Origin of the sequence: Streptococcus cristatus, assembly GCF_003943505.1 — a bacterium.
Taxonomy (GTDB): Bacteria; Bacillota; Bacilli; order Lactobacillales; family Streptococcaceae; genus Streptococcus; species Streptococcus cristatus_E.
The window spans coordinates 104,571-127,574 of record NZ_RJPS01000006.1; the positions used below are offsets into that span (position 1 = coordinate 104,571).

At 47.3% G+C, this 23,004-nt stretch carries 12 protein-coding genes; all 12 read right to left on the reverse strand.

The window, feature by feature from the left end:
* Positions 1-49 precede the first annotated feature (49 nt).
* The 12 genes from D8792_RS06800 to D8792_RS06855 all read right to left on the reverse strand — a co-directional run bounded on the left by D8792_RS06800 (position 50) and on the right by D8792_RS06855 (position 22,936).
* Positions 50-9,583, reverse strand: a complete 9,534-nt coding sequence (locus D8792_RS06800; RefSeq protein ID WP_260470245.1) for an SIALI-17 repeat-containing surface protein — start codon at positions 9,581-9,583, stop codon at positions 50-52.
* A 169-nt stretch (positions 9,584-9,752) separates the two neighbouring features.
* Positions 9,753-10,829, reverse strand: coding sequence for a hypothetical protein (locus D8792_RS06810; protein ID WP_125373427.1), 1,077 nt, complete (start codon positions 10,827-10,829; stop codon positions 9,753-9,755).
* Entirely contained in the window at positions 10,822-13,299 is a 2,478-nt protein-coding gene (locus tag D8792_RS06815; RefSeq protein ID WP_125373428.1) for a phosphoenolpyruvate synthase, read from the reverse strand. The genes D8792_RS06810 and D8792_RS06815 overlap by 8 nt, the downstream gene beginning before the upstream one ends.
* Positions 13,299-14,198, reverse strand: a complete 900-nt coding sequence (locus tag D8792_RS06820; RefSeq protein WP_125373429.1) for a UbiA family prenyltransferase — start codon at positions 14,196-14,198, stop codon at positions 13,299-13,301. Before D8792_RS06820 ends, D8792_RS06815 begins: the two co-directional genes overlap by 1 nt.
* The gene (locus tag D8792_RS06825; RefSeq protein ID WP_125373430.1) at positions 14,183-15,055 is read right to left on the reverse strand and encodes a phosphatidylserine decarboxylase; all 873 of its coding nucleotides are present in this window, start codon (positions 15,053-15,055) and stop codon (positions 14,183-14,185) included. Before D8792_RS06825 ends, D8792_RS06820 begins: the two co-directional genes overlap by 16 nt.
* Entirely contained in the window at positions 15,048-15,680 is a 633-nt protein-coding gene (locus D8792_RS06830; protein ID WP_125373431.1) for a CDP-alcohol phosphatidyltransferase family protein, read from the reverse strand. The genes D8792_RS06825 and D8792_RS06830 overlap by 8 nt, the downstream gene beginning before the upstream one ends.
* Positions 15,667-18,162: a PEP/pyruvate-binding domain-containing protein gene (locus D8792_RS06835; RefSeq protein ID WP_125373432.1), complete on the reverse strand. Its 2,496-nt coding sequence runs from the start codon at positions 18,160-18,162 to the stop codon at positions 15,667-15,669. Before D8792_RS06835 ends, D8792_RS06830 begins: the two co-directional genes overlap by 14 nt.
* Positions 18,163-18,176: 14 nt before the next feature.
* On the reverse strand, positions 18,177-18,767 hold the full coding sequence (locus D8792_RS06840; protein WP_125373433.1) for a CDP-archaeol synthase: 591 nt from the start codon (positions 18,765-18,767) through the stop codon (positions 18,177-18,179).
* Between the two features lie 358 nt (positions 18,768-19,125).
* The gene (dtd, locus tag D8792_RS06845) at positions 19,126-19,569 is read right to left on the reverse strand and encodes a D-aminoacyl-tRNA deacylase (protein WP_125373434.1); all 444 of its coding nucleotides are present in this window, start codon (positions 19,567-19,569) and stop codon (positions 19,126-19,128) included.
* A 48-nt stretch (positions 19,570-19,617) separates the two neighbouring features.
* Complete coding sequence (locus D8792_RS06850; protein WP_125373435.1) at positions 19,618-21,837, reverse strand: RelA/SpoT family protein; 2,220 nt, start codon at positions 21,835-21,837, stop codon at positions 19,618-19,620.
* A 272-nt stretch (positions 21,838-22,109) separates the two neighbouring features.
* Entirely contained in the window at positions 22,110-22,250 is a 141-nt protein-coding gene (locus D8792_RS11440; protein ID WP_166492642.1) for a hypothetical protein, read from the reverse strand.
* Positions 22,251-22,540: 290 nt separating this feature from the next.
* Positions 22,541-22,936: a single-stranded DNA-binding protein gene (locus tag D8792_RS06855; RefSeq protein ID WP_015604291.1), complete on the reverse strand. Its 396-nt coding sequence runs from the start codon at positions 22,934-22,936 to the stop codon at positions 22,541-22,543.
* Positions 22,937-23,004: the final 68 nt, after the last annotated feature.

Sequence of the window (23,004 nt, forward strand, 5' to 3'; positions counted from 1 at the left end):
TTCAGCTGATTCATGAGCTTTTTTCTATTTTCGACAAGCGACCTAAGGCTTATTTGTTAAAGATTGACTGCCTGAAGTCGTCTGTCTCACGAAGATAGGCATTGTAAATCTTCTTCTTGAGCAGGTTGACCCAGCTAGCTTCAACACGATTTGTCGCATTGGTAATGTTGCGCACATCCTCTGCGACCGCTTCGTCCATCAGCTTCTGCATCTCTGCATAAGAGCGAATGGTTACTTGCTTGGTACTGTTTGGATTTCTGAGTTCGTACTCGATGGTGATTGGTTTGAGCTTGGTTAGCTGGTCAATCCGCTCTTGGTACATGGCCTTCTTGAAGGCTGCCCATGAAGCATACTCACCCTTGAATACATTTTCCAAGACCTTCTGGTCTGTCACCAGACCAACGTCTCTCCTGAGCCAGCCATCCCAAGTTGTCTTACCTTCTGCAGCAGCCTCTTCGGAGAATTTCCCTGAAACATAAGGGACAAAACCTTCATGGTAGCCCTTAGCTGCCAGCAATTCATAGGCTGTGCGACGGAACATGACATCGCCTGGCGCCCCATTTGGATTGCTTAAGGCTGAGTAGATTGGCGAGAAGAGGCTGAGACTGAGGTAGCCATTACGCGGATACTGGCCGCTATCCTTATTCTCCCGACGGGTGATGACGTCATTGTCAATCAGGGACTCAAAGCTGGTCAGCTGCTTGATTTCCTCAGCAGTAAAGCTGCGCGTCTGGTTACCAGCATGGGTCTGCTTACCATATTTATCTGTGATATAATAATTCTCCATCTTTCTGAACCACTGGAGCTTGGCTGCATCGCTCTGCTTGACCATCGAAGTCCCCTCTAGGTAATCTAGGGTGTAGATCATGTCAAACATACCATGGACATAGTGCTGCAAATCTGCTGCATTTTGGACACGTTCCTTGAAGTTGTAGGTATGCATCCGTGTCTTAGAATCCTTGTCCGTCTTGAAGAGGGTATTGAGGGTAATGGTAGGCTCATTTGGACTTGGCGTGGACTGCAAGAGACCACGCGCATAAAGCTCAGCTCCCAGTCCTTCGCGGCGACCATAACCTTCAAAGTAGATAGATCCATCGGAGTTATGCGTCATCTCATGGGTATAGACAGAGTTCCCATAGTCTTCTAGTAAGCGTGCCCTATCAAAGTGAGTGACACTTCCCGTAGCATAGGCATTGTAGCCCTTGCTTGGGTACCACTTGCCAGCCGGTCCAAAGAATTCCTGCATAGCCAGTGATCTCTTGTCATTAGCCGAAGCCCAGTAAGTTTGCCCAGTCTTATCTTTCAATAAGAAACCATCATAAACCAGAACAGAACGGAAGAGCTTGTCCTTGCTTTCATCGCTTAGAATCTTATACCAGAAGTCATAGTGGTCACGCTGCCATTCAGCTGACTTTCTCACTCGGTCTTCGACATACTCAGCCAATTCTGCATCTGTCCGTACCTTGCCATCAACCTGATCACGGTAGCGATCATAAGCTCCCATAGAGACGGTGGACATATTGGAAATGACATAGACACCCTTCTCAGTCATGGTCAAGAGTGGCAGAAGCATGCCCTTATGTTCCCAGTTATCAGCAGTAATCTTGTCGTAAACGCCGACAGAATACTTACTCTTGTCCTCGGCTGCATCCTGAAGCTGTCTCGCTTCTGCTATATCCGACTTAGCCTCAACGATGTAGGCTTTTGTATTGGTCTTGAGCCATTCATTATTGGACTTGTCCGGCAGGAAGAGCTGACGATAACCTTCTAGATAATTGAAGAGCCCTCGTTTACCAGTCGCTTCAGAAAGCGAGGCATCATAAGCCATATAGTTGTTCTTAGCTTTAAGATTGTTCATGCCTGACTTACCAAGTGAAATAATGGTATCTAAGGTTGAAGCATTATGATTTCCAAAGAAGTCAAATTTATAGGCTGACAAATCCTTGACATTGGTCTTGTCATAGTTGATATTATACCAACGGTTGAGATAGGTTAGACCAAGTAAGAAGGCTTCTTTATTGTCTTTAATTTGCTGAGCTATATAGTCTGCTACAACATTGCCTTCCGTATTAATAGACTTGTCCATAGCCAGTACCTTGCGTAACTCTTGTGACAGCTTGGTCTTGACTTGGTCAAAAGCCGTATCCAGATAGAGCTCATCCAAAGAAGTGTCAGCATTTACGCCTAAAACAGTCCGCATAGCTGGCGAATCAAGGACAACCTTGTTCAACTCTGGCAGCACTTGATTGAGAATCCTGCTATAGTCTGATAGGAAGGCTTCTGGTGTATAAAGGAGGTCTAAGCCATTTACAGTGTATTCTGCGATAGCTTGATGTTTGAAGTCTCCCTTATAGGTCAGATTTAGGTAGTCAACCGACTTATCCTCAAAGTGCAACATCAGGCGGTTAATCACTGTCTTGTTGCTATGGATATCAGTGATCATCTGGTCACCCTTCATCGGAACCACATCTAGCAGATAATCTCTATTGAGCTTGTGATGATCTGGAAGTTTATTTCCGTAGGCAACGATGGTTTCCTTATTGTAGAATGGCAGGAGTTTTTCCATATTGGCATAGGCTATCAGACGGTCTTCACGAGCATTTTTTTCCTTGCTGTAGTCAACAGTATGGAGATTGAGATTGCTGTCTTCTAGCGTGGTCCTAATATCTAGGCTCACCAGCTTCTCTTCTGCCTCGTCCAAGCTTAGAGTAGACGTGACAAACTGATCATTTCCTAAAGTTTCGTTTCCTTCAACGGCATAGGCTTCTCTGATGCGATCATTCTTGTAATCTTGATCGCCAGAAATGCTGTAAACATTTGTACCGCTGACATTGCTGATAACATTGTCAATCAAGCCATTGAAGTAATTGGAGCCGACTACTCCACCAATTTGACCGTTCTTGGTAGAATTTTGGATCTTTCCAGTCACATAAGAACGGCTGATGCGCGCATTGTCTTCCAAGCGACCGACCAAACCGCCGAAGCGCTGTTCGTTTGTTCGAGCACCTGCTAGAATGGTCACATCTGCCCTGCTCTGACTCAGCAAGGAATTTCCTCCCTTGAGGTTGGCAACCAAACCGCCGACATTATAGGCCTTGTACTGCTTGTCATTGGTCTGGATAGTTCCAGTAAAGGAGCTGTTGGTGATTTGGCTATTGCTTGCAACAACGACCAAACCAGCTACTTGCGAAGCATTGCCCACTACTGACACTCTACCCTGAGCAGAAACATCTGTGATTTGCGCATTATCTGCACTGCGAGCCAAGGCAGCAGAGTCATAGGTTCCGACAATATTGACCTCTTTCAGGTCCAGATTAGAAATAGAAGAACCGCTCTTAAGGTTTTCAAACAAAGGCTTGGCTAGATTATAAATCGCATACTGCTTGCCATTGTGATTACCAGTCAGACTGCCTGTGAAGTTTCCTCGGAGATAGACATAATCCGCAGGAGCCAGACTGACCTCGCTAGCATCCAAATCGGCTCCCAGAACATAGTTGCCAGCCATATTTTTCTTCATGGCGTCTACCAAACCAGCAAAGCTCGTGTAGACATTTTGCTGACTAGGGACTGCCCTGCTGATATAGAAGTCATAGCCAGACTTGTAGCCTGTTTCGCCCTCTTGCACCAGCTCAGGCAGAGAAACCCTTACCTTATAGACAGCCTTGCCATCTTTCTGACCTTCTGCCATGCTGTGAACCGGAAGGAGCATGTCCTTAGCTTCACTTGATTTGACTTTAACAAAGTAGTTAGACAGGTCCGTAGGTATAGCACTCATGGAAACGACACGCTTGAACTGGTCCTTTTCTTTTCTGTAAAACTCAGCCGAATCAATATCGCGGAAGGCAATCTTTTTGTATTGCAACTCAAAGTTGCGGGTATCTTTTTCAAGATCAGTCAGGCTGCCAGCATCCAGCTCATAAGTCAGCTTGGTTTTCAGGGTATAGCCTGTATAATAGTCCAAATCATCGATTTTCAGACTTCCTGCCACATTGTCAATCGGAAGAGTGCGAACAAGCTGATCTCCCTTGTACAATTCAGCAGTCGCTGAACGGAAGGATTTTGTCTTGTCTTCCAAGCTATATTGAACCGTAACCGACTTGTCCTCTGGATTTTCTGTCAGACTTAAAATCGAAACTGTCGGCTTGACCTTAGGCACACCATTTAGAGCGGCCTTGCTTGCTGTCAGGCTGGCAAAAGCTTGATTGAGCTGCACTTGTGTGGCGGTTTGATTATTCAGAATTCCTTCTGCCTTGGTCAATTCGTTTGTATAAGCTGTTTTCTTATCTGCATCCGCATTCTTATATTGGACAGTCGCCTGCACAGTTCTGCCCAAAGCATGTTCATTTTGCAAGCGTGTTTTGTCTACTTCAAGACCCTGTAACTGAGCCTTGGCTTGATTGATTTGGTCCACCAGCTGGTCGACTTCCGCTTGGCTGGCTTGTGACTGATTGAGAAGCGTATGACCTGCCGCCAAAGCAGTATCATAAGCTGCTTGGCGACTTTGACTATCGTTGAAATAACGAGCCTGAGCCTTGATTTGCTCCGCTTCTGTCAGTAGATTGTGAAGCGAAATCAGATCGAACTCTTTCAAGGCTTCCACTTGCGGTGCATCGCTTGGTACCATGTGCGGTTTTATTGTGCCAACTTTGACAAGCTGAGCAACTGCTGCCCGCGTTTCCTCATTGGACAACTCTTGACGGTCAATTTCCTGACCGTTAGAAGTATAAACTCGAGTCTTGATGGTCCGTTCGCCTTGCACTCCTGGAGTGACGATGTGGCGGGCACCTTGTACAAGCTCATCCGTCTCTTCTTCACGTGTGGTAAAGTCGATTTTCTCTACTTGCGTTTCATCCTTATAGGTCAGCGGATACTCTGGGAGGGCAGATGCTTGCGGCGCAGTGCTCGGTACCATATGTGGCTTGGCCGTGCCGACTTTGACAACCTGCATGACTGGAGCTAAAGTTTCCTCGTTGGACAACTCCTGACGGGCAAGTTCTTGACCGTTGGAACTATAGATACGAGTCTTGATCGTACGTTCACCCTGAACACCTGGAGTGACGATTTGACGAGCACCTTGGACAAGTTCATCCGTTTCTTCCTCTCGCGTGGTGAAGTCGATTTTCTCTACTCGCGTTTCATCCTTATAAGTCAGCGGGTACTCTGGTAGGGCAGATGCTTGCGGCGCAGTGCTCGGTACCATATGTGGCTTGGCGGTGCCAATTTTGACAACTTGTGTGACTGGATCTAGAGTTTCCTCGTTGGATAATTCTTGGCGAGCAAGTTCTTGGCCGTTGGAAGTATAAACTCGAGTCTTGATGGTACGTTCGCCCTGCACTCCTGGAGTGGCGACTTGACGAGCGCCTTGGACAAGCTCATCCGTTTCTTCCTCTCGCGTAGTGAAATCGATTTTCTCTACTCGCGTTTCATCCTTATAAGTCAGCGGATATTCTGGAAGGGCAGATGCTTGCGGCGCAGTGCTCGGTACCATATGTGGCTTGCCTGCGCCAATTTTGACAACCTGTGTGGCTGGAGCTAGAGTTTCCTCGTTGGACAATTCTTGGCGGGCAAGTTCTTGGCCGTTAGAGGTATAGATACGAGTCTTGATGGTACGTTCGCCATGAACACCTGGAGTGACGATTTGGCGAGCACCTTGCACAAGCTCATCCGTCTCGTCTTCACGTGTGGTGAAGTCGATTTTCTCTACTCGCGTTTCATCCTTATAGGTCAGCGGATACTCTGGAAGGGCAGATTCTTGCGGAGCAGTGCTCGGTACCATATATGGCTTGGCTGTACCAATTTTGACAAGCTGTGTGACCGGAGCTAAAGTTTCCTCGTTGGACACTTCTTGGCGGTCAATTTCCTGACCGTTGGAGGTATAAACTCGAGTCTTGATGGTACGCTCACCCTGCACTCCTGGAGTGACGATTTGACGAGTGCCTTGGACTAGCTCATCCGTTTCTTCCTCTCGCGTGGTGAAATCAATTTTCTCCACTCGCGTTTCATCCTTATAGGTCAGTGGGTACTCTGGTAAAGCGGGCTCTTGCGGCGCAGTGCTCGGTACCATATGTGGCTTGCCTGTGCCAATTTTGACAACTTGCGTAACTGGGACTAGCGTTTCCTCATTGGACAATTCTTGACGGGCAATTTCCTGACCGTTGGAAGTATAAACTCGAGTCTTGATGGTACGCTCACCCTGCACTCCTGGAGTGACGATTTGACGAGCGTTCTGAGGTAACTCATCAGTATATTGTTCCTCGATGTTAAAAGCAATCTTCTCCACACGAGTTTCATCCTTTGTAACCAACTCTAACTCGAGAACTTCATGCACAGGAGCGCTATCTGGAACCGTGCCATAGGCAGACAACTCGGGTTGCTCGTGCACGGGGGCTGTATCTGGAACGGTGCCATAGGCAGACAGCTCTGGTTGCTCATGCACGGGAGCGCTAGCAGGTACCGTGCCATAACCAGACAACGCTGGGACTTCATGTACGGGGGCAGTATCTGGAACCGTGCCATAACCAGACAACTCGGGAACCTTATGCACGGGAGCGTTATCTGGAACTGTACCATAGGCAGTTAGCTCGGGAACCTCGTGCACGGGAGCGCTAGTAGGGACTGTACCATAACCAGTTAACTCGGGAACTTCATGAACGGGAGCGCTATCTGGGACTGTACCATAACCAGGCAACTCAGGAACCTCGTGCACAGGAGCGGTATCTGGAACCGTGCCATAGCTAGTTAACTCCGATTTCTCTTGTACGGGAGCGCTAGCGGGAACTATACCATACTCATTTAACTCGGGAACTTCGTGCACAGGAGCATTAGCAGGAACAGTGCCATAATCAGTGAGCTCAGGTTTCTCGTGCACGGGGGCACGATCTGGAACAACGCCATAGCTAGTTAACTCAGGTTTCTCATGCACAGGAGCAGTATCGGGAACCATGCCATAACCAGGCAACGCTGGAACTTCATGCACGGGAGCACGATCTGGAACAACGCCATAGCTAGTTAACTCGGGAACCTCTTGCACGGGGGCACTAGCAGGAACGGTACCATAATTAGTGAGCTCGGGGACTTCATGCACGGGGGAGCTAGCAGGGACTGTGCCATAACTAGTAAGCTCGGGAACCTCTTGCACAGGAGCGGTATCGGGTACCGTACCATGACCAGTTAACTCTGGCTTCTCGTGCACAGGAGCGGTATCGGGAACTGTACCATACTCCGTTAACTCGGGGACTTCATGCACGGGGGCATTATCGGGAACGGTGCCATAACTAGTGAGCTCGGAAACCTCTTGCACAGGAGCATTATCAGGAACGGTGCCATAATTAGTGAGCTCGGAAACTTCGTGCTCGGGAGCGCTATCTGGAACGGTGCCATACGCAGTGAGCTCAGGTTTCTCATGCACAGGAGCACTATCTGGGACCGTGCCATACGCAGTTAACTCGGGAACTTCGTGTACAGGAGCATTATCAGGAACGGCGCCATAATTAGTGAGCTCAGGAACTTCGTGTACAGGAGCGCTATCCGGAACCGTGCCATATCCAGGCAACTCGGGTACCTCATGAACCGGAGCGCTATCCGGAACAGTGCCATAATCAGTTAGCTCAGGAACCTCGTGCACAGGAGCGCTATCTGGAACTGTACCATAATCAGTTAATTCAGGAACCTCGTGCACGGGAGCAGTGTCGGGAACGGTGCCATAGCCAGTGAACTCGGGAACTTCGTGTACAGGAGCATTATCAGGAACGGCGCCATAATTAGTGAGCTCAGGAACTTCGTGTACAGGAGCGCTATCCGGAACCGTGCCATAGCCAGGCAACTCGGGTTTCTCGTGCACGGGGGCGCTAGTAGGGACTGTGCCATAGTCAGTTAACTCGGGGACTTCATGCACGGGAGCACTATTTGGAACGGTGCCATAACTAGTAAGCTCGGGAACCTCTTGCACAGGAGCGGTATCGGGTACCGTACCATGACCAGTTAACGCAGGCTTCTCGTGCACAGGAGCGGTATCGGGAACTGTACCATACTCCGTTAACTCGGGGACTTCATGCACGGGGGCGCTAGCAGGGACTGTGCCATAATTAGTGAGCTCGGGAACTTCGTGCTCGGGAGCGCTATCTGGAACGGTGCCATAATCAGTGAGCTCAGGTTTCTCATGCACAGGAGCACTATCTGGGACCGTGCCATAGCCAGACAATTCAGGCTTCTCATGCACGGGGGCATTATCAGGTACCGCACCATACGCAGTGAACTCAGGAACTTCGTGCTCGGGAGCGCTGTCTGGAACGGTGCCATAATCAGTGAGCTCAGGTTTCTCATGCACAGGAGCGCTATTTGGAACGGTGCCATAGGCAGACAACACTGGTTTCTCGTGAACGGGAGCATTATCAGGTACTGTACCATAACCAGTTAACTCAGGCTTCTCGTGCACAGGAGCGCTATCTGGAACGGTGCCATAACTAGTGAGCTCGGGAACTTCATGGATTGGAGCTTCTTTAGGAACAGCCTTATCTGCTGCAGTCCCGACTAAAACAACTTCTGAAACAGGCTCAGTGGTTACTTGATCGGAAATCTGCTTGCTCTCTACGATTTTTCCTTCAACACTATAGTAACGTGTTACGATCTTGCGAATCCCTGGAATGCCCGCGCGGATCACTCGAGATTGTCCTTCGGCTAAGTCATCTGAATACTGATACTCCGTTTTATAGGGAATTTCTTGGGTCTGGGTCGCTGCTTGACTTGTAAATTGCAGTTCTGGTCGCTCATGAACTGGCGTTTGACGAGCAAATTGTCCTTCTTTAGCAGCAATTTCCTCCTTCTCGGAGAGATGGTCTCCGCCAGCAGGCTGCGCCTCTTTCGGAGCTTCAGTATGCTTAGGGCGACCTGCTAAATCTTTCAACTGTTGATCAGGCTGACTGGATGAGGCTTCCTTTTGCGGAGCTGGAAGCTGAGAATTTCCTCTTTGAGCCAGTTGATGCTGCGCTTCTTTTTTAAGGTAACCAATATACTGGTAGCCAGCAATTTTCAAAGGTTCTGGCAACTGATCGCCAACGGCCAAAGTCAGACTTTGATTATAGGCAGCCAAATCCGTACTACTGACTGCCAAAACAGACACTGGCAAAAGCACAGAACCCAAGCCTGTCACAAGCAAAATAGAAGACAGATATCTCTTGCCATTTTTCCCTCGCGCCAGCACTAAAACAACCAAGGCCAGTCCTGTAGCTGCAAAATCCGCTCCCAAAAGGCCTGACTCGCCTGTCTTAGGGAGCTTTCCTAACAAGCTTTCCTGCCTTGTCGGACGGTAAACCAAATAATAAGCGTCCGAATTTTCTTCCGCAAATTTGGGTAGTTCCTTCACGATAGCAGCTTTTTCAGCCTCAGTCAGATCGCTCTCCACCACATAGTGATACTGAACGAGGGTAGGCTGATTGGCAGACACTTCCGCTGCCTCAACAGAGCTGACAGCTCCTCCCATTGTGGTACACAAAAAGAAGCTTCCGATAGTAGCGGAAACTAGACCTACAGACAGCTTTCTAAAAGAATAGCGCTGGTATATGTCACCAGTGACTCTTTTTTTCATAAAATTCCCTTTTCTTCATATAATAAGCTAATAAAAATTTTACTGAATTTTACTCAAAATTGCAATCCCTTAGCCTTATAAAATACTTTTCTTTCAGCTATCGAAAAGGGCTCCATTTTAGCGAAAAGTAAAAAGCAGATTCCCTGGGTGAGAACCTACTGTTTACAGATTATCTAAGCCCCAAATCCAACTCAAAGAGGCCGTACTCATGCTTGTCCCCTTGCAATTCTGCCGCATAATGGCGCGTGATGGTATTTTGGTGAATCAGGGCTCCAATAGCTGAAGCCTGTCGCTTCTGTGCTTCTTTAAAAATCGGATAGGCCAAGGCAGAGCCCAAGCCCAGGAACTCTTCATCCACTCCCAGATACATAATCGTATAACGTTTGGCAAAGCGCTTGGTCCAAAAAAGCTTGGCTAGGTTGAGAGGAGTCAGCTTTTGATAAACCAAAGAGCCATAGTCTGGCATGGCAATCAGAAAACCAGCAAGCTTGCCCTCTTTATAGGCCAGCTTAACCATAGAAAAATCAAGAATATACTGGTATTTTTGAAAAATCTGACTGAACTGCTGACTGGAAATAGACCGATAAATTGGAAAATTTTGATAGAGGCGATTGAGGAGCTCAAAAACCTGCAGCGAAGCTTGATCCCACTCCTGCTTCTTTGGAGAGCAAATAGTGAATCCCGCTTCTTCAAAAGACTCAAAGCGATGAGCTAGCTTGTCCTGATGAATTTGATTGCTGACCTTGGGATAAAAATTGGACAGATAGCGCTCCTTGAGCTCAAAACCAGCAGCCTGCCACAGCTGGGGATAATAGTCTGGATTATGAGGTTCCCCAGTAAAAGGGAGCTCCTCTGTTCCAGTCAGTTGCATTCGATAGCCCAGCCAAAAACTTGCCTGTACGGGACCGATAATCCTGCTAGCTCCGAGACTGCGGGCAAATCCAGCTAAATGCTCGATAAAAGCAGATGAAATCTGCTGGTCATTGATTGACTCAAAAAATCCCAAGTAAGCAGCCTCATCATCTGGATAGAAGGTCAGAAGGCCTCGAATACAAGGCAGACTGTCTTCATAGCCAATAAAAGCATAGGTTTCTAAATCAGAACTCAGCGGGTGACTGCCCTCAATCAAAGCCAGCTCTTCCTCTTCCGACTGCATGAGGTGGTCTGGCTGGTAAATCCGCTTGGGAAGAGCTAGAAAATCGTCCAGCTCTGCAGTATTGGGTTTGACTGGTTTAATTTCAAGCATAACCTTCCTCCTTGATTAGTCGAATCTTGCCAGTAAGGCCATCCATCTCAATCCAATCACCGTTTCGCAGCTGGCTGCAGGCGCCTCTGACATTGACAATGGAAGGAATACCTAACTCGCGGGAAATAATGGCCGTGTGGGAGAGCAAAGACCCCTGCTCGGCAATGACACCCTTGGCTTGGGTCAGAAGATAGACCCAGCCCGGATCGGTCATCTTGGTCACAATAATTCGGTCATGAGCAGACTCAATTTCCTGCACATCTTCTACGACCAAAACCTGAGCCTTAACGCAGCCAGGTGAGCAGCCAATCCCTTGTAAGACTTGATTACCCGTATTATGACTGCTGGTGCGGTTTTGCGGCTTCAGGTATTTCTCAAAGACCTGTCCAACAAAAACATAGCGACTAAAAGTTGGGAGTTCCTTATCCGCCTCCAATTTCTCCCGACGCTCGGTTATCAGGTCACTAACGTCTCTGGGCTTTCTGGTCAGCTCAAACAACTCTTCTTTTGTCAGGTAAAAAACATCGTCAGGCGTAGCTAGCAGCCCTTGCTCGGCTAATTGCTGCCCAAGTGTTCGGAAAATCTGCCGCATCATGCCGTAGATCCGTGTGCGGTTTAAGCGGGAGCTTTCCCGATATTTAACACCAGTCATGGCTCGCTGGCGAAGAAAATTCGTCCACCAGCCTGATTTTTGCACCTCTTCTTCAAGTTTCTGAGGAGCCAACTTCTTCTCCTCTTGCTGGCACATTTGCAGCAGGAGCTTGAGCAGACGCTCTGGGTGCGTTCGAAAGGTGGGAGTTTCTAACTTCAACTCTTCCGGAGCCCGATCACCAAATTCATGGATAAAATGAGTAATTTCTTGAACCAAAGGATGCTGGCGAGTCAGAAAGACTGCGAGACTTTCACTTGCCATGGCTTGTCTAATCTCTGCATTTTCTTCTGCTTTCAGCTGAGCTGTTAAAGCCTGCAGAGCCAAAGCCGGCCGCATACTTTCAATCTGCTCAATTCCCGCAATCTCAGCCTGAACTGCTCCACCGCGACGCGATTTCTTCAGGAGACCAGTATAAACAAAAGCATAGAGGTCATTGACCAGCGTAATGTCCCAGTGAGCCAGAATATCCTCTTTTAGCTTGCTGACCAAGGTAATCAAGGTCTCTGCATCTGCGTCAGTAGAAAATCTCGCTTCGTATTCTAGCTGAATCTGGGCAAACTGTTCTTCCAATTGCCGCATTTGCTTGGGGGCCGTCCAAAACTCTCGAATTATCCGAAACATGATTTGCAGGCGTTTGAAAGCAGACAGGTGCACCGGCATCTGAGGCACCTCTGTCTCTCGCACTCCCAGCATATCCTGCCAGATTGGAATGATTTTCTTTGAAAAAGGCAGAAGCTGCAAGAGCTGATACCAGCTCTGAATCTGGTAATAGACTCGGCTATTGACCGGCTGCAGCATATTTTGAAAAGTGGCTTCATAGGCAGCCAACTCTGGAGCATCCTTGCCAACCAAGCGCTGAGCCAGACTTCGGAAAATGCTGGCATAAGCCTCTTGAATAAAGCTAATGGTCAAAGGACTAGAAACGCCCGGATAGCTCTCGACAATGTTGCTGTTATCCAGAATAATCTGCCCTCCCTCTGGTAAGGTGGTAATAGGTCGTGCCTGCAAGAGATAGAGCTGACCATTTGCGAAGGTAAACTCCATATCCATATAAGGTCCGAAAAGCTGACTCACCTGACTCGCCAAGCCTTGTAACTCCTCAAGTTGTTCCTGTGATAAGTCTGGTGAATCCTCAGTCTGCTCTGTATAAAAGAGCTGGTCCTTGGGATGGAGGGTCACCATTGTTGTAGGAATCTTATCCTCGACAACCTTGTTGCCCAAGCCTCGACCGATGACAATGATGTGCTCGTTCAGAATGCCCTTGGGATTAGCTGTGAAGTAAATCCCAGACAAGTCTCCCTCCTGCATAACCTGGATAATACAAATCATCTGTGCCTGCTTCAACGATAGCCCCTGCTCAAACAGATAACTAAGAGCTGACTCCTGATAAAGAGAAAGTAAGGTCGCTTGGATGGCTTCTTTAAGTCCCTCTGGCTTTACATTGAGCTGACTCTCAAACTGACCGGCAAAGGATGAATCCTTCCCATCCTCAATGGTAGCTGATGAGCGGACTGCAAAGCAACAGTCTGTCTGAGAAAACTCTTGATGAATCCAGTTTTCTGCTGCCGTCAGATCTTCTTGACTAAACTGCTCTCTGGCCCAGTCCTGCAGCTGCTGGCTGAGCTGGGACAAGTCCAACTCTCCAGACCGATAGGCTGCTTCCATCCGCTCCAAGTCAACAGAGCTTGCAGATGTTTGAAAAAAGTCAAAAGCAAACACAGCAAAGTCAGGAACCGGCAAACCAGCAGCCTGCATTTTCAGCAAATGATAGGCCTTGCCTCCAACCTGGTCAAGCCCTGTCTGCTTGATTCTTTTCATTAAAGTACCCCCATCAAGAGATAAACAGCAACGGACAGAACCATGGTCGTCTCCGTGATATAAGTATAACGCTCCACCCGCTCCCGGATATTAAAGCGAGTCGGATCCTTGATAAACTGCTCAAACTGGACGGTCATCCAGATGACATTCAGCACCAAGACTATCACTCCGACATGGGAAATATTCCAGAGGAGGACAAAATTGGTCAAGATATCCAGCAGAGTCACCACCTCGATAAAGCGAGTGGCTTTTTTGTAGCCAAAAAGCTTAGAATAGGTCACATACTCTGTCTCGTCTTTTGGTGCCCGAATCTTGCGGCAGACTTCCCAGATCAGACTTGGGAAATACATAGTAAAGGCCAGCAAGACGGTCGGCAGGGACAAGAGAGGCAGATTGTACTTGTAGCAGACGAAAGAAATCGTATAGAGATTCAAAATCATCATGACTGGATTATGGGTTACTAGAGCCAGTGGCAGAGAATTTTGAATCTTGTCACGTTTGAAGAACCAGAAGGACATGAGGGTTCCGTAGATATAGAGAAAGAGGAACCAGCCGATATTGTTCATAAAGAGAACATTGAGAAGTACAGACACAGCTACGATAAAGCTGAGAGCAATAGCCAAGTCCTTCTTTTTCACCCGGCCAGATGGCAGAGCCCGATGAGGAAAGAGCCGTCTATCGGTCTCGTAGTCCTTGAAATCATCTGCGATTCGCAGAATCATCAGAAAGACGAAAATGGTAAAAATTCCGATCAACTCCTGATGGTCAAAGTGAAAGGTGGTCACTCCGTCATTGAGCAGAAGGACAAAATAAATCTCAAAAAACATGATGGCAGCCACAAAAAAACGTGGCAGCAAAGGAAACATTTCCTTATAATAAATAGCTAATCGTTTAAACATAGCTTCTCTCCAATCTTTTCACCCATTTGAATCTGGGTTTCTATTCCGAGGTCTGAGTAAGTCAGGATATCCTGATCCAAGCGAATCGTGCCTGCTGGATAGAGGACAAGAATGGTTGATCCACCCAGACCAAAGCAGCCCTTCTCCTGTCCTCTGACCAAACTGTCCTGACTGTGATTGTATATTCTTCCGACCAAGAGAGCCCCTACTTCCATCTGCAGGACAGGTCCTAGATCGGTATCTAAAAGACAGTATTCTCTTTTATTTTCCTTGTAAATCAAGCGCCGCTTCTGGGCTACCTGCCTGACCGTATGCAGGCGGCCCTTGATTTTTCGTCTTTGGGTAATTCTGCCGGATTCAGCAGCCAGATAGCGGTGCAGGTCTTCCACTCCCAAGCGATAAACTAGCACTGTTCCACCAATAAACAGCTGAGCTAAGTCATCATCCAGCAGTAAGTCAGCTAACCTGTATGTCTGCCCCTTTATCGTCAGCTGCAAGTCCTGACTAATGGTAAAAGCCTCTAGCTTGGCATCCGCCACAGCCAGTACTTGACTGTCAGGACAGACTGGACGCAGATCGGGCTTGATTTTTCGCTGGAAGAAAGCCGCGAAGCTAGGATAGGCGCCATCTTCATAGTCAGCCAGATTCAGCTGATAATTTTCTACAAAAGCTGCTATTTTCTTGCGAGAACAAGGAGTGTAGTCTTTCAAAGTCAGAAGATAAGACAGGCTAGGTCGGGTCAAGATAGGCAACAAGAAGCGACCCCAAGTAGTCCCATAAAGCTTGTCTAACAGACCCGCCTTGTATTCTGTCGGTTCAACTACTTGGCCAGTCCTTCTTTGATAGACCTTAACCATGCGGGAGAACCCCCAGACCAATCAGACTTGCAACAGCTAGAATCGCAAAGACCAGATAAGCCAGTTTATTTGGCTTGGGAATCCGGCAGTTGTAGACAAATAGGAAGGGCAGCAAAAGAGACAGGCCCAGCCATACCCAAGCAAAGAGAGCAGGCGCCAGCCATTGACAGACCAGATAGGTCAACGGGAAAAAGAGGGCGCTGTAAGTCACGGGCAAGCCGGTAAAATATGAACCCGATCCCTCATCATGCTTAGCCAAGCGATTAAAATGAGCCAAGCGCGTAACCGCAGCTAAGACATAGAGGACAGCCAAAATAATATTAGCTGCTCCCAAAGGTAGCTGAGTCATGAGGAGCACAGCTGGAAGTGCCGCAAAGCTAATCATGTCACAGAGCGAATCAATCTCAATGCCGAAGCGCTTCTGACTTTCAGTCCGCTTCATCCGCCGCGCAACCACACCATCAAAGAGGTCACAGATACCGCTAACGATAAAGGCCATCATGGCTAGTCGCAGCTGGGACTGAATGACGGCATAGACTGCCAACAGTGCAAAAGCAGCGCCCATATAGGTCAGGATAACAGATTTGTCGTATTCACCGATAAACAAAGGTTCATTCTTCTTCATGAATTCTTATTTCTCCTCTTCTTCCATCTAAGGTTACCAGCATGCCAGTTTCTAACAGCCGAGTTGCATTCTTAGCGCAAACCAGAGCTGGAATCCCGCATTCCCGAGCGACAATGGAGGCATGGCAAAGAACCCCGCCATACTCTGTCACAAGACCGCCTAGAATACCGAAAACATAACTCCAGCCCGTATCTGTATAGCGAGTGACAAGGATTTCTCCCGGCTCAATCGTCTCAATATCAGCCAAATCCAAGAGGACTCGAACCCGACCGGTCACCTGACCGCTGCTGGCTGGCATTCCTGTCAGCAGAGCCCGACTGGCATGAGCTACCTCTTCCAAGCTCATCTCTTTGTCGGTCAAATCACCCACTGGCTCAAAATTCCGATAGGACTGGCAATAATGCCGATTATCTGCCGCCTCTTCTTGCAGCTGGTCAGCAGTCTGTTGCCCCTCCATAAAGGAAATCAGACTCTCTTTCTTAATGTAAAAAACATCTTGAGAATCTTTCAGAAAGCCTCGCTTTTCATAGGATCGGCCGAGTTTAAGACTAATCTGACGAATGAGGTGGTAATAGCGCGTGGAAATATCCTTGAACTCCTCTCGCCACCAGAGCAAGTTCCGAAGGTCTTGACTGATTTTTTCTATCTTTTTCTGCTTGGCTCGAGATAGATGAGCCAGATCCAGCTCAGACTCTGAGACAGGACTGAACGAAGCTTTGGCCGCTTGGTAATACGCTGAATCAGCAACCAACTGCTGGACAGCTGTCATAACCTGATGAGCATCTTCTTCATAACTAGCTACTCGCAAGTCCAGCTCTCGTGCCGAGTGATAGCCTAAATCCTTTTGGAAATCCTGAATCTTGATGAAATCTGCTCGCTCAGGATATTGTGCAGCCAGTTCCTGCAACTCTTCCAACGATAGCTTCAACCAATCGCCTGTCAGTTTCTCCTCTGCCAAAATAAGATCCGCAGCTTCCAGCATTCGAGCCAAAGGCTTGGTATGAGAAACATTTCCTAACTTAGCTATTAGTTGGAAAAATTCATCCACAGTCAGCCATTTGAGGAGACTGGTCTTTTTCATAGACAGCTGGACCGTATTGATGTAGGCCTGCCAGAAATAAGTTCCCTCACTGTCTAAATAAGCCTGATTTAGCACTAACTGCCAAAGACTCTCGACCTGCTGCAGCGGGCTTTGGTCGTTCAGTTCTCGTATTTCTTGATTCATGCGGGTAAATTGCTGGCACAGCTCTTGCAGCTTGTCTGGCGCCTGACGAAGAAAATCCTTGGTTACTTTTTGCGTTTTCCAAGCCACCCGCAGGAAATTCAAGAGCAAGGCTGGACTTAATTTGCTGGTAAAACCTTGACCTTGGTAGTCTTTATTGACTCCCAGCTCATCATCAAAGTCTCGCTCAATATAGCCTGGAATCTGCTCCATACCTTGCTTGACTACGCCTAAGTTCCAGAAAGGCCGAGCATAGTGCAGGCGCATCAGTGGCGGCATCACTCCTTCAGGCTCTAGTCCAATAGCCAGCAAAAAGCTGGAGAGTGCCTTTTGCCAAGAATGACGATAAAGGCTCCACATCAGATTTGGACAGGGCTGGGCCGCGACGCCACCGTCCCGAAAATTTGCTGTCGTCCAGCGGCCACTGTCGATTTTAGTTGGTACTGTTGTAATGGGCCGAGCCTGTAGTAGATAGACTTGCTCTTGGACAGCACACCACTCGATATCCATGGGCCGGCCAAAATACGCCACAATCTCCAAAACCTGCGCATGAAGTTTCTGCAAGACTGCCAGAGGGACTTCAAGCTCTTCAAACTGGCTCCAGTCCGGCTTGTACCAAGAAAGAGCCAGCTGCTCAGGATTGACTTGACCGCTAACCAAGCTCTCAGCCGATCCTTTTACATATTCCAACAGCATGGTCTGGTCCTGATTAGTCGCCACATCTAGAGAAAAGCAGACACCGCTGAAATCAGGCTCTATCTGCTCCTGAATAAGTACCGCCATAGCAAAATCCTTCTCAGCCAGACCCTGACGCTGCCAGTAAGCCAAGGCTTCTGGATTAAAGAGAGAAAGCAGACAAGAACGAATGCCCTGCTCAATTTCTGACAGTGTTCGGCAATTGCCAATCGAGTCATATTGACCGGCAAACGACATGTCCTGTCCGTCTTCTAAAAGGGCACTGCTGCGAACGATATAGGTTTCGTTTTCTTGACAAAAGTTTGCCAACTCCTCCTGCCAAGTTGGGTCCAAGGGACATTGCTGCAAGAGCTCTGCAATTTCCTCCTTGCCCAGTTCAATGAATTCTTTAAGTCCCTCTTTTGAGTATTCTGGCAGAGCCGCTCTTAGCCAAGCCATTACTTGATCCGCGGGCAAAATCAAACCCTTAGGAACCGAAAGTCCCAACTGACAGAGGTTTATTAACTGATTGATTTTACCGCCATAGACGGCCGAAGGCTCTTTTTCCAACCATAGTTCTTTCATCAAAAACTCCCATTTCACATACGATTTTTTCTAAGCTTAGCCCAGTAGAGCAGACGATTGACTCCTAGATGCGTGCCCGCCCCTAGGATTAGAATGCCCAGCATCTGTTGCCAAGACAGAGGGATATAGAAAAGCAAGAAAATAATACAGCCAATCAGGGAATCAATCTGGTCAATCCAGATAAATGTCCATTTCCAGCCATTTTCCGCCGTCTTGCCCTCTTTGATTTTCAAACGGCGTTTGATAAAGCTATTGGGCAGCTCAAACAAAACATAGGCCAGCCCCAAAAGAGCCCCAAGTACCAGATTAAACAGCACGGTATTTTCGTAGAAGGCATAGACCAAGTGCAGCTTCTCTAGGGTGGGAATACTCTTCAAGAGCAAGCCCCAAAGTATCTGAGCCAAAGCTCCCCAGACAATCATGCCAAAGAAACCTTTCCAGGTCTTGTTAGCCCCAAACAGCCTCTTCCCATCCTTTAAAACCAGTCCAGCATCCATGGGTCGGTATGCCGCCTCTAGAAGTGAAGACTTACAAAAGATCATATTGAGAACCCCAGCCAGAATGACCGGCATCAGGGTAATATATAAGGCAAGAATCGAGCGCATACTTATTTCCTATTCTTTTTATGAAGATCAGTCTAAAAAATCAAGAGATTCCTCAAACTTTTATATATCATTATACCATAAGTCGTAAAGCTCTTTCTCAATAAGCCCTACACATCTGTCGCATCTGACAAGGAGTAACGCCTGTCTGCCATTCCGCTTTGTCAATTCCAAAGCCGCCTAAGAATAATATCTTTTTTAAACCACACAAAAAGCCTCATAAGAACTTTTAAAGAAACCAGCATCTGGTTTATTAAAAGTTACTTATGAAGCCTATGAAATGCTCCTTGTCTCTAGGAAAGAAGTAAGCTATTTTTTGCCTAGCCTTAAACTACTGACCTTTAGAAGGCGCGCAATTCTTTCATCGATTTTTAGTGTCTAGCAGAATGGTTACTGGTCCATCATTTACCAATTCCACCTGCATATCTGCTCCGAATACGCCCGTCTTGACTGGTACTTGCTCAGCTAATAGCTGGTTAAACTTGTCATAGAAGGGACTAGCCATATCCGGCTTAGCTGCACCTGTAAAGGCTGGCCGATTGCCCTTTTTGGTATCTGCATGGAGTGTAAATTGGGAAATGGAAAGAATTTCCCCTCCGATATCTTGAACAGAAAGATTCATCTTATCCTCAGCATCTGAAAAAATCCGCATATTGACAATTTTCCTGACTGCATAGTCCATATCTTCCTGACTATCATCAGGCCCGACACCTACTAAGAGCAGGAGACCCTGTTCAATCCTACTGTACAGTTGTTGGTCGATACTGACCTGGGCATGTTTGACGCACTGAATGACGATTTTCATATTTTTTCCTTTATTTTCTGACGAACATCCACTCTGACAAGCTCCAACTTAGCCATTGGTCCGTTTGACCGAGTAGACCTCTGGCACACTCTTGATCTTGTCCACCACTGTCGTCAGCATGGACAGATTAGCAATACCAAAAGAAACATGGATATTAGCAAATTTCATATCCTTAGTTGGCTGGGCATTAACCGTTGAGATATTTTTGGTGGTATTGGACAGCACCTGCAGTACATCGTTAAGGAGGCCAGACCGATTGAGACCATAAATATCAATGTGGGCCGTGTACTCTTTGGTCGAGTTATTTTCTTCCCATTCCACATCAAGCAAGCGCTGCTCGTAATTTTCCTGAGCCTTGAGATTCATGCAGTCCTGCCGGTGGATGGCCACACCGCGCCCCTTAGTAATATAGCCGACAATATCGTCACCCGGTACAGGATTACAGCATTTAGCAATCCGAATGAGGAGACCAGACGCCCCCTGAATGACCACGCCGCCTTCATGCTTGACCTTGAGGGTGTCTTTTTTGTTCTCGACCTTGACTTCGCCGCCCTTGACCAATTCCTCTGCTTCTGCTCTAGCCTTAGCTCGCTCTTCCTCACGGCGCTCTTTTTCTGTCAGACGGTTGAAAATACTAATGGCCCCAATCTCACCAAAGCCAATCGCCGCAAAAAGCGCTTCTTCAGTCTTGTAGCTGGTCTTTTGCAGCACTTCTTCCATGTGCTTCTTGTCCATGTACTTGTTGGCTACATAGCCATTTTCCTGGAATTGAGCCTGCAAGAGCTCCCGTCCTTTAGAGATAGACAGCTCCTTGTCTTGATTTTTAAAGAACTGACGGATTTTATTTCTGGCCTTGCTGGTCTTGACGATATTGAGCCAGTCGCGGCTTGGTCCGAAGGAGTTAGCATTGGTGATGATTTCCACCTGATCCCCAGTCTTCAGCTTGGTATTGAGCGGCACCATGCGACCATTAACCTTGGCTCCTGTCGCCTTCTCCCCGACCTTGGTATGGATCTCATAGGCAAAATCAATGGGACCTGAGTCCTTAGGCAAAGAACGCACTGCTCCATCCGGTGTGAAGACATAGATTTCCTCCGCCAGATAGCTTTCCTTAACCGAATCAACAAATTCCTTAGCATCACCAGACTGGTTCTGCAACTCCATCAGTTCCTTGATCCAATTCATCCCGATGGCAGATTCCTTGCTGTCAACCTGACCCTTCATTCCTTTTTTATAGGCCCAGTGAGCAGCAACCCCGTATTCTGCCACTTCGTGCATTTCCTTGGTCCGAATCTGAAACTCAATCGGACCTTTAGGTCCGTAAACGGTCGTATGGATGGACTGGTAGCCGTTAGCCTTGCGGTTGGCAATATAATCCTTGAAACGCCCAGGCATGGGTTTCCAAAGCTCATGGATGTAGCCCAGCATGGCATAGACATCACTGTGAGTGCTCAAAATGCAACGAATGGCAATCAGATCGTAGATCTCATCAAACCGCTTCTTCTTGTCCTGCATTTTACGGTAGATGGAGTAAATATGCTTGGGACGACCATAGATCTTCCCATGAAGATTGCGCTCTCCCGCGTAGGTTTCAATCTTGTGGACAACTTCCTCTACCAGAGCCTCCCGCTCTCGACGCTTCTCCTTCATCATGTGGGAGATTTTATAAAACTCCGTTGGATTGAGATAACGGAAAGACAAGTCTTCCAATTCCCATTTGACACTGGAAATCCCCAAACGATGAGCCAGAGGAGCATAGATTTCCATAGTTTCCTGCGAGATCCGCTCTTGTTTGTCTGGCCGTAAATGATTCAGAGTACGCATATTATGCAGACGGTCAGCCAGCTTGACCAAGATAACCCGAAGGTCTTCTGACATGGCCATGAGCATCTTGCGATGATTTTCCGCCAACTGTTCTTCGTGAGACTTGTATTTGACTTTCCCAAGCTTGGTTACACCATCCACAATCACGCGCACATCATGGCCGAATTCCCGCTCCAGATCGTCCAAGGTCGCCGCCGTATCCTCTACAACATCATGCAAAAAACCACAGGCTACTGAAACAGCATCCAGCTTGAGCTTAGCTAAAATTCCTGCCACTTGAATCGGATGGACGATATAGGGCTCTCCCGACTTACGAGTTTGCCCGCTATGGCATTCCATCGCATAGATCAACGCTTTTTGAACAAAAGCCACATCCTCTGCAGCTAAATATTTTTTTGTTAGGGCTACAACCTGATTACCCGTTAAATTTTCTTCTTTTGGCATGCATTCTCTCCGCTTTCTTGCCTACTATTTTAACATTTTTAAATCAATATGAAAACCAAGAGGACTAGAATATCAGGGAGGCTCTAGGATAGCACTAAAGTTTCAAACATCCAGCTTGGCTCCCTGTTGCTGAGCTCAGTATTAAAAACTTTCCTAGAGCGATAAACAGTCCCAGCCCTGCAAAGCTGCACAACAATCCATGGCTATTGAGCAAGCGGCTACAGCGTCAAGGATCTCTTTCTAATAAAAAGCGAGGTCGAGACACTTTTGTCTCAACCTCCGTGATGAAAATGATGTACTTTCTCCATATGAGCTATATCTTTTAGAAACTCATAATAGGCATAGATGAGGTAACCAGCAGAGACCACACCCAAAATAGCTATTGATACTTCAAATAAGGTAGACAAAGACATGATAAACCTCCTCTCCTTATTTCAAACTGCAATGTGCAAAGCGACCATTAGCGGCTGTTTCGTTCCCGATTTTTTCCTTTCTAGCCTGCCTCTGGATTCACCTTTATTATACCAAATTTAAGAAAGGAAAACAATGAAAATCCCTTTATAAAAATACTTTTTCAGGCTTGATGAAGCAAATGATCTGCTTCAGTTGTCCATTTCTCCACCTACTCTTTAATCAAAAAAGCTAGGAATACTTTCCTAACTTTCTTTTTTATCAAGGAACTCTCAGATCAGTCAGTTCGTTCTTAAAAAGGGAGCTCTTCTTCTTCCAGTACCAAATCTGCCAGATCGGCTCCAGTATTATTCTCACGGAGTGCTCTCTGAGCTCGGCTTTCTAAAAGCTGAAAACCACTGCAAAGAACTTCTGTCACATAATGAGTGGTTCCATCCTTTTCATAGCGGCGGCTCCGCAATTCTCCATCCAGAGAAATCAGACTCCCCTTACTAGCGTAACTTGCCAAGGTTTCAGCCAAGCGCCCCCAGACAACAAGGTTGATAAAATCCGCTTCACGCTCTCCATTTTGGCTCTTATACCGGCGATTCACAGCCACTGTCGCACGCGCGACCGACTTGTCGTTTGCAGTCTTGTGCAGTTCAGGTGTAGCCGTCAGCCGGCCAATGATGATGACTTTATTATACATATTCTTTCCTCCTATCTATTTATTCGCGAGAAAAGACAAAAAAATCGTGAAAATCACGATTTCCTTTA

Excerpts from the sequence above, each read along its gene's own strand:
- D8792_RS06840 (WP_125373433.1), bottom strand. The coding sequence starts at position 18,767 with ATGCGCTCGATTCTTGCCTTATATATTACCCTGATGCCGGTCATTCTG.
- D8792_RS06825 (WP_125373430.1), bottom strand. The coding sequence starts at position 15,055 with ATGGTTAAGGTCTATCAAAGAAGGACTGGCCAAGTAGTTGAACCGACA.
- D8792_RS06850 (WP_125373435.1), bottom strand. The coding sequence starts at position 21,837 with ATGCCAAAAGAAGAAAATTTAACGGGTAATCAGGTTGTAGCCCTAACA.
- D8792_RS06820 (WP_125373429.1), bottom strand. The coding sequence starts at position 14,198 with ATGTTTAAACGATTAGCTATTTATTATAAGGAAATGTTTCCTTTGCTG.
- D8792_RS06810 (WP_125373427.1), bottom strand. The coding sequence starts at position 10,829 with ATGCTTGAAATTAAACCAGTCAAACCCAATACTGCAGAGCTGGACGAT.
- D8792_RS06855 (WP_015604291.1), bottom strand. The coding sequence starts at position 22,936 with ATGTATAATAAAGTCATCATCATTGGCCGGCTGACGGCTACACCTGAA.
- D8792_RS06815 (WP_125373428.1), bottom strand. The coding sequence starts at position 13,299 with ATGAAAAGAATCAAGCAGACAGGGCTTGACCAGGTTGGAGGCAAGGCC.
- D8792_RS06800 (WP_260470245.1), bottom strand. The coding sequence starts at position 9,583 with ATGAAAAAAAGAGTCACTGGTGACATATACCAGCGCTATTCTTTTAGA.
- dtd (WP_125373434.1), bottom strand. The coding sequence starts at position 19,569 with ATGAAAATCGTCATTCAGTGCGTCAAACATGCCCAGGTCAGTATCGAC.
- D8792_RS06835 (WP_125373432.1), bottom strand. The coding sequence starts at position 18,162 with ATGAAAGAACTATGGTTGGAAAAAGAGCCTTCGGCCGTCTATGGCGGT.
- D8792_RS11440 (WP_166492642.1), bottom strand. The coding sequence starts at position 22,250 with ATGTCTTTGTCTACCTTATTTGAAGTATCAATAGCTATTTTGGGTGTG.
- D8792_RS06830 (WP_125373431.1), bottom strand. The coding sequence starts at position 15,680 with ATGAAGAAGAATGAACCTTTGTTTATCGGTGAATACGACAAATCTGTT.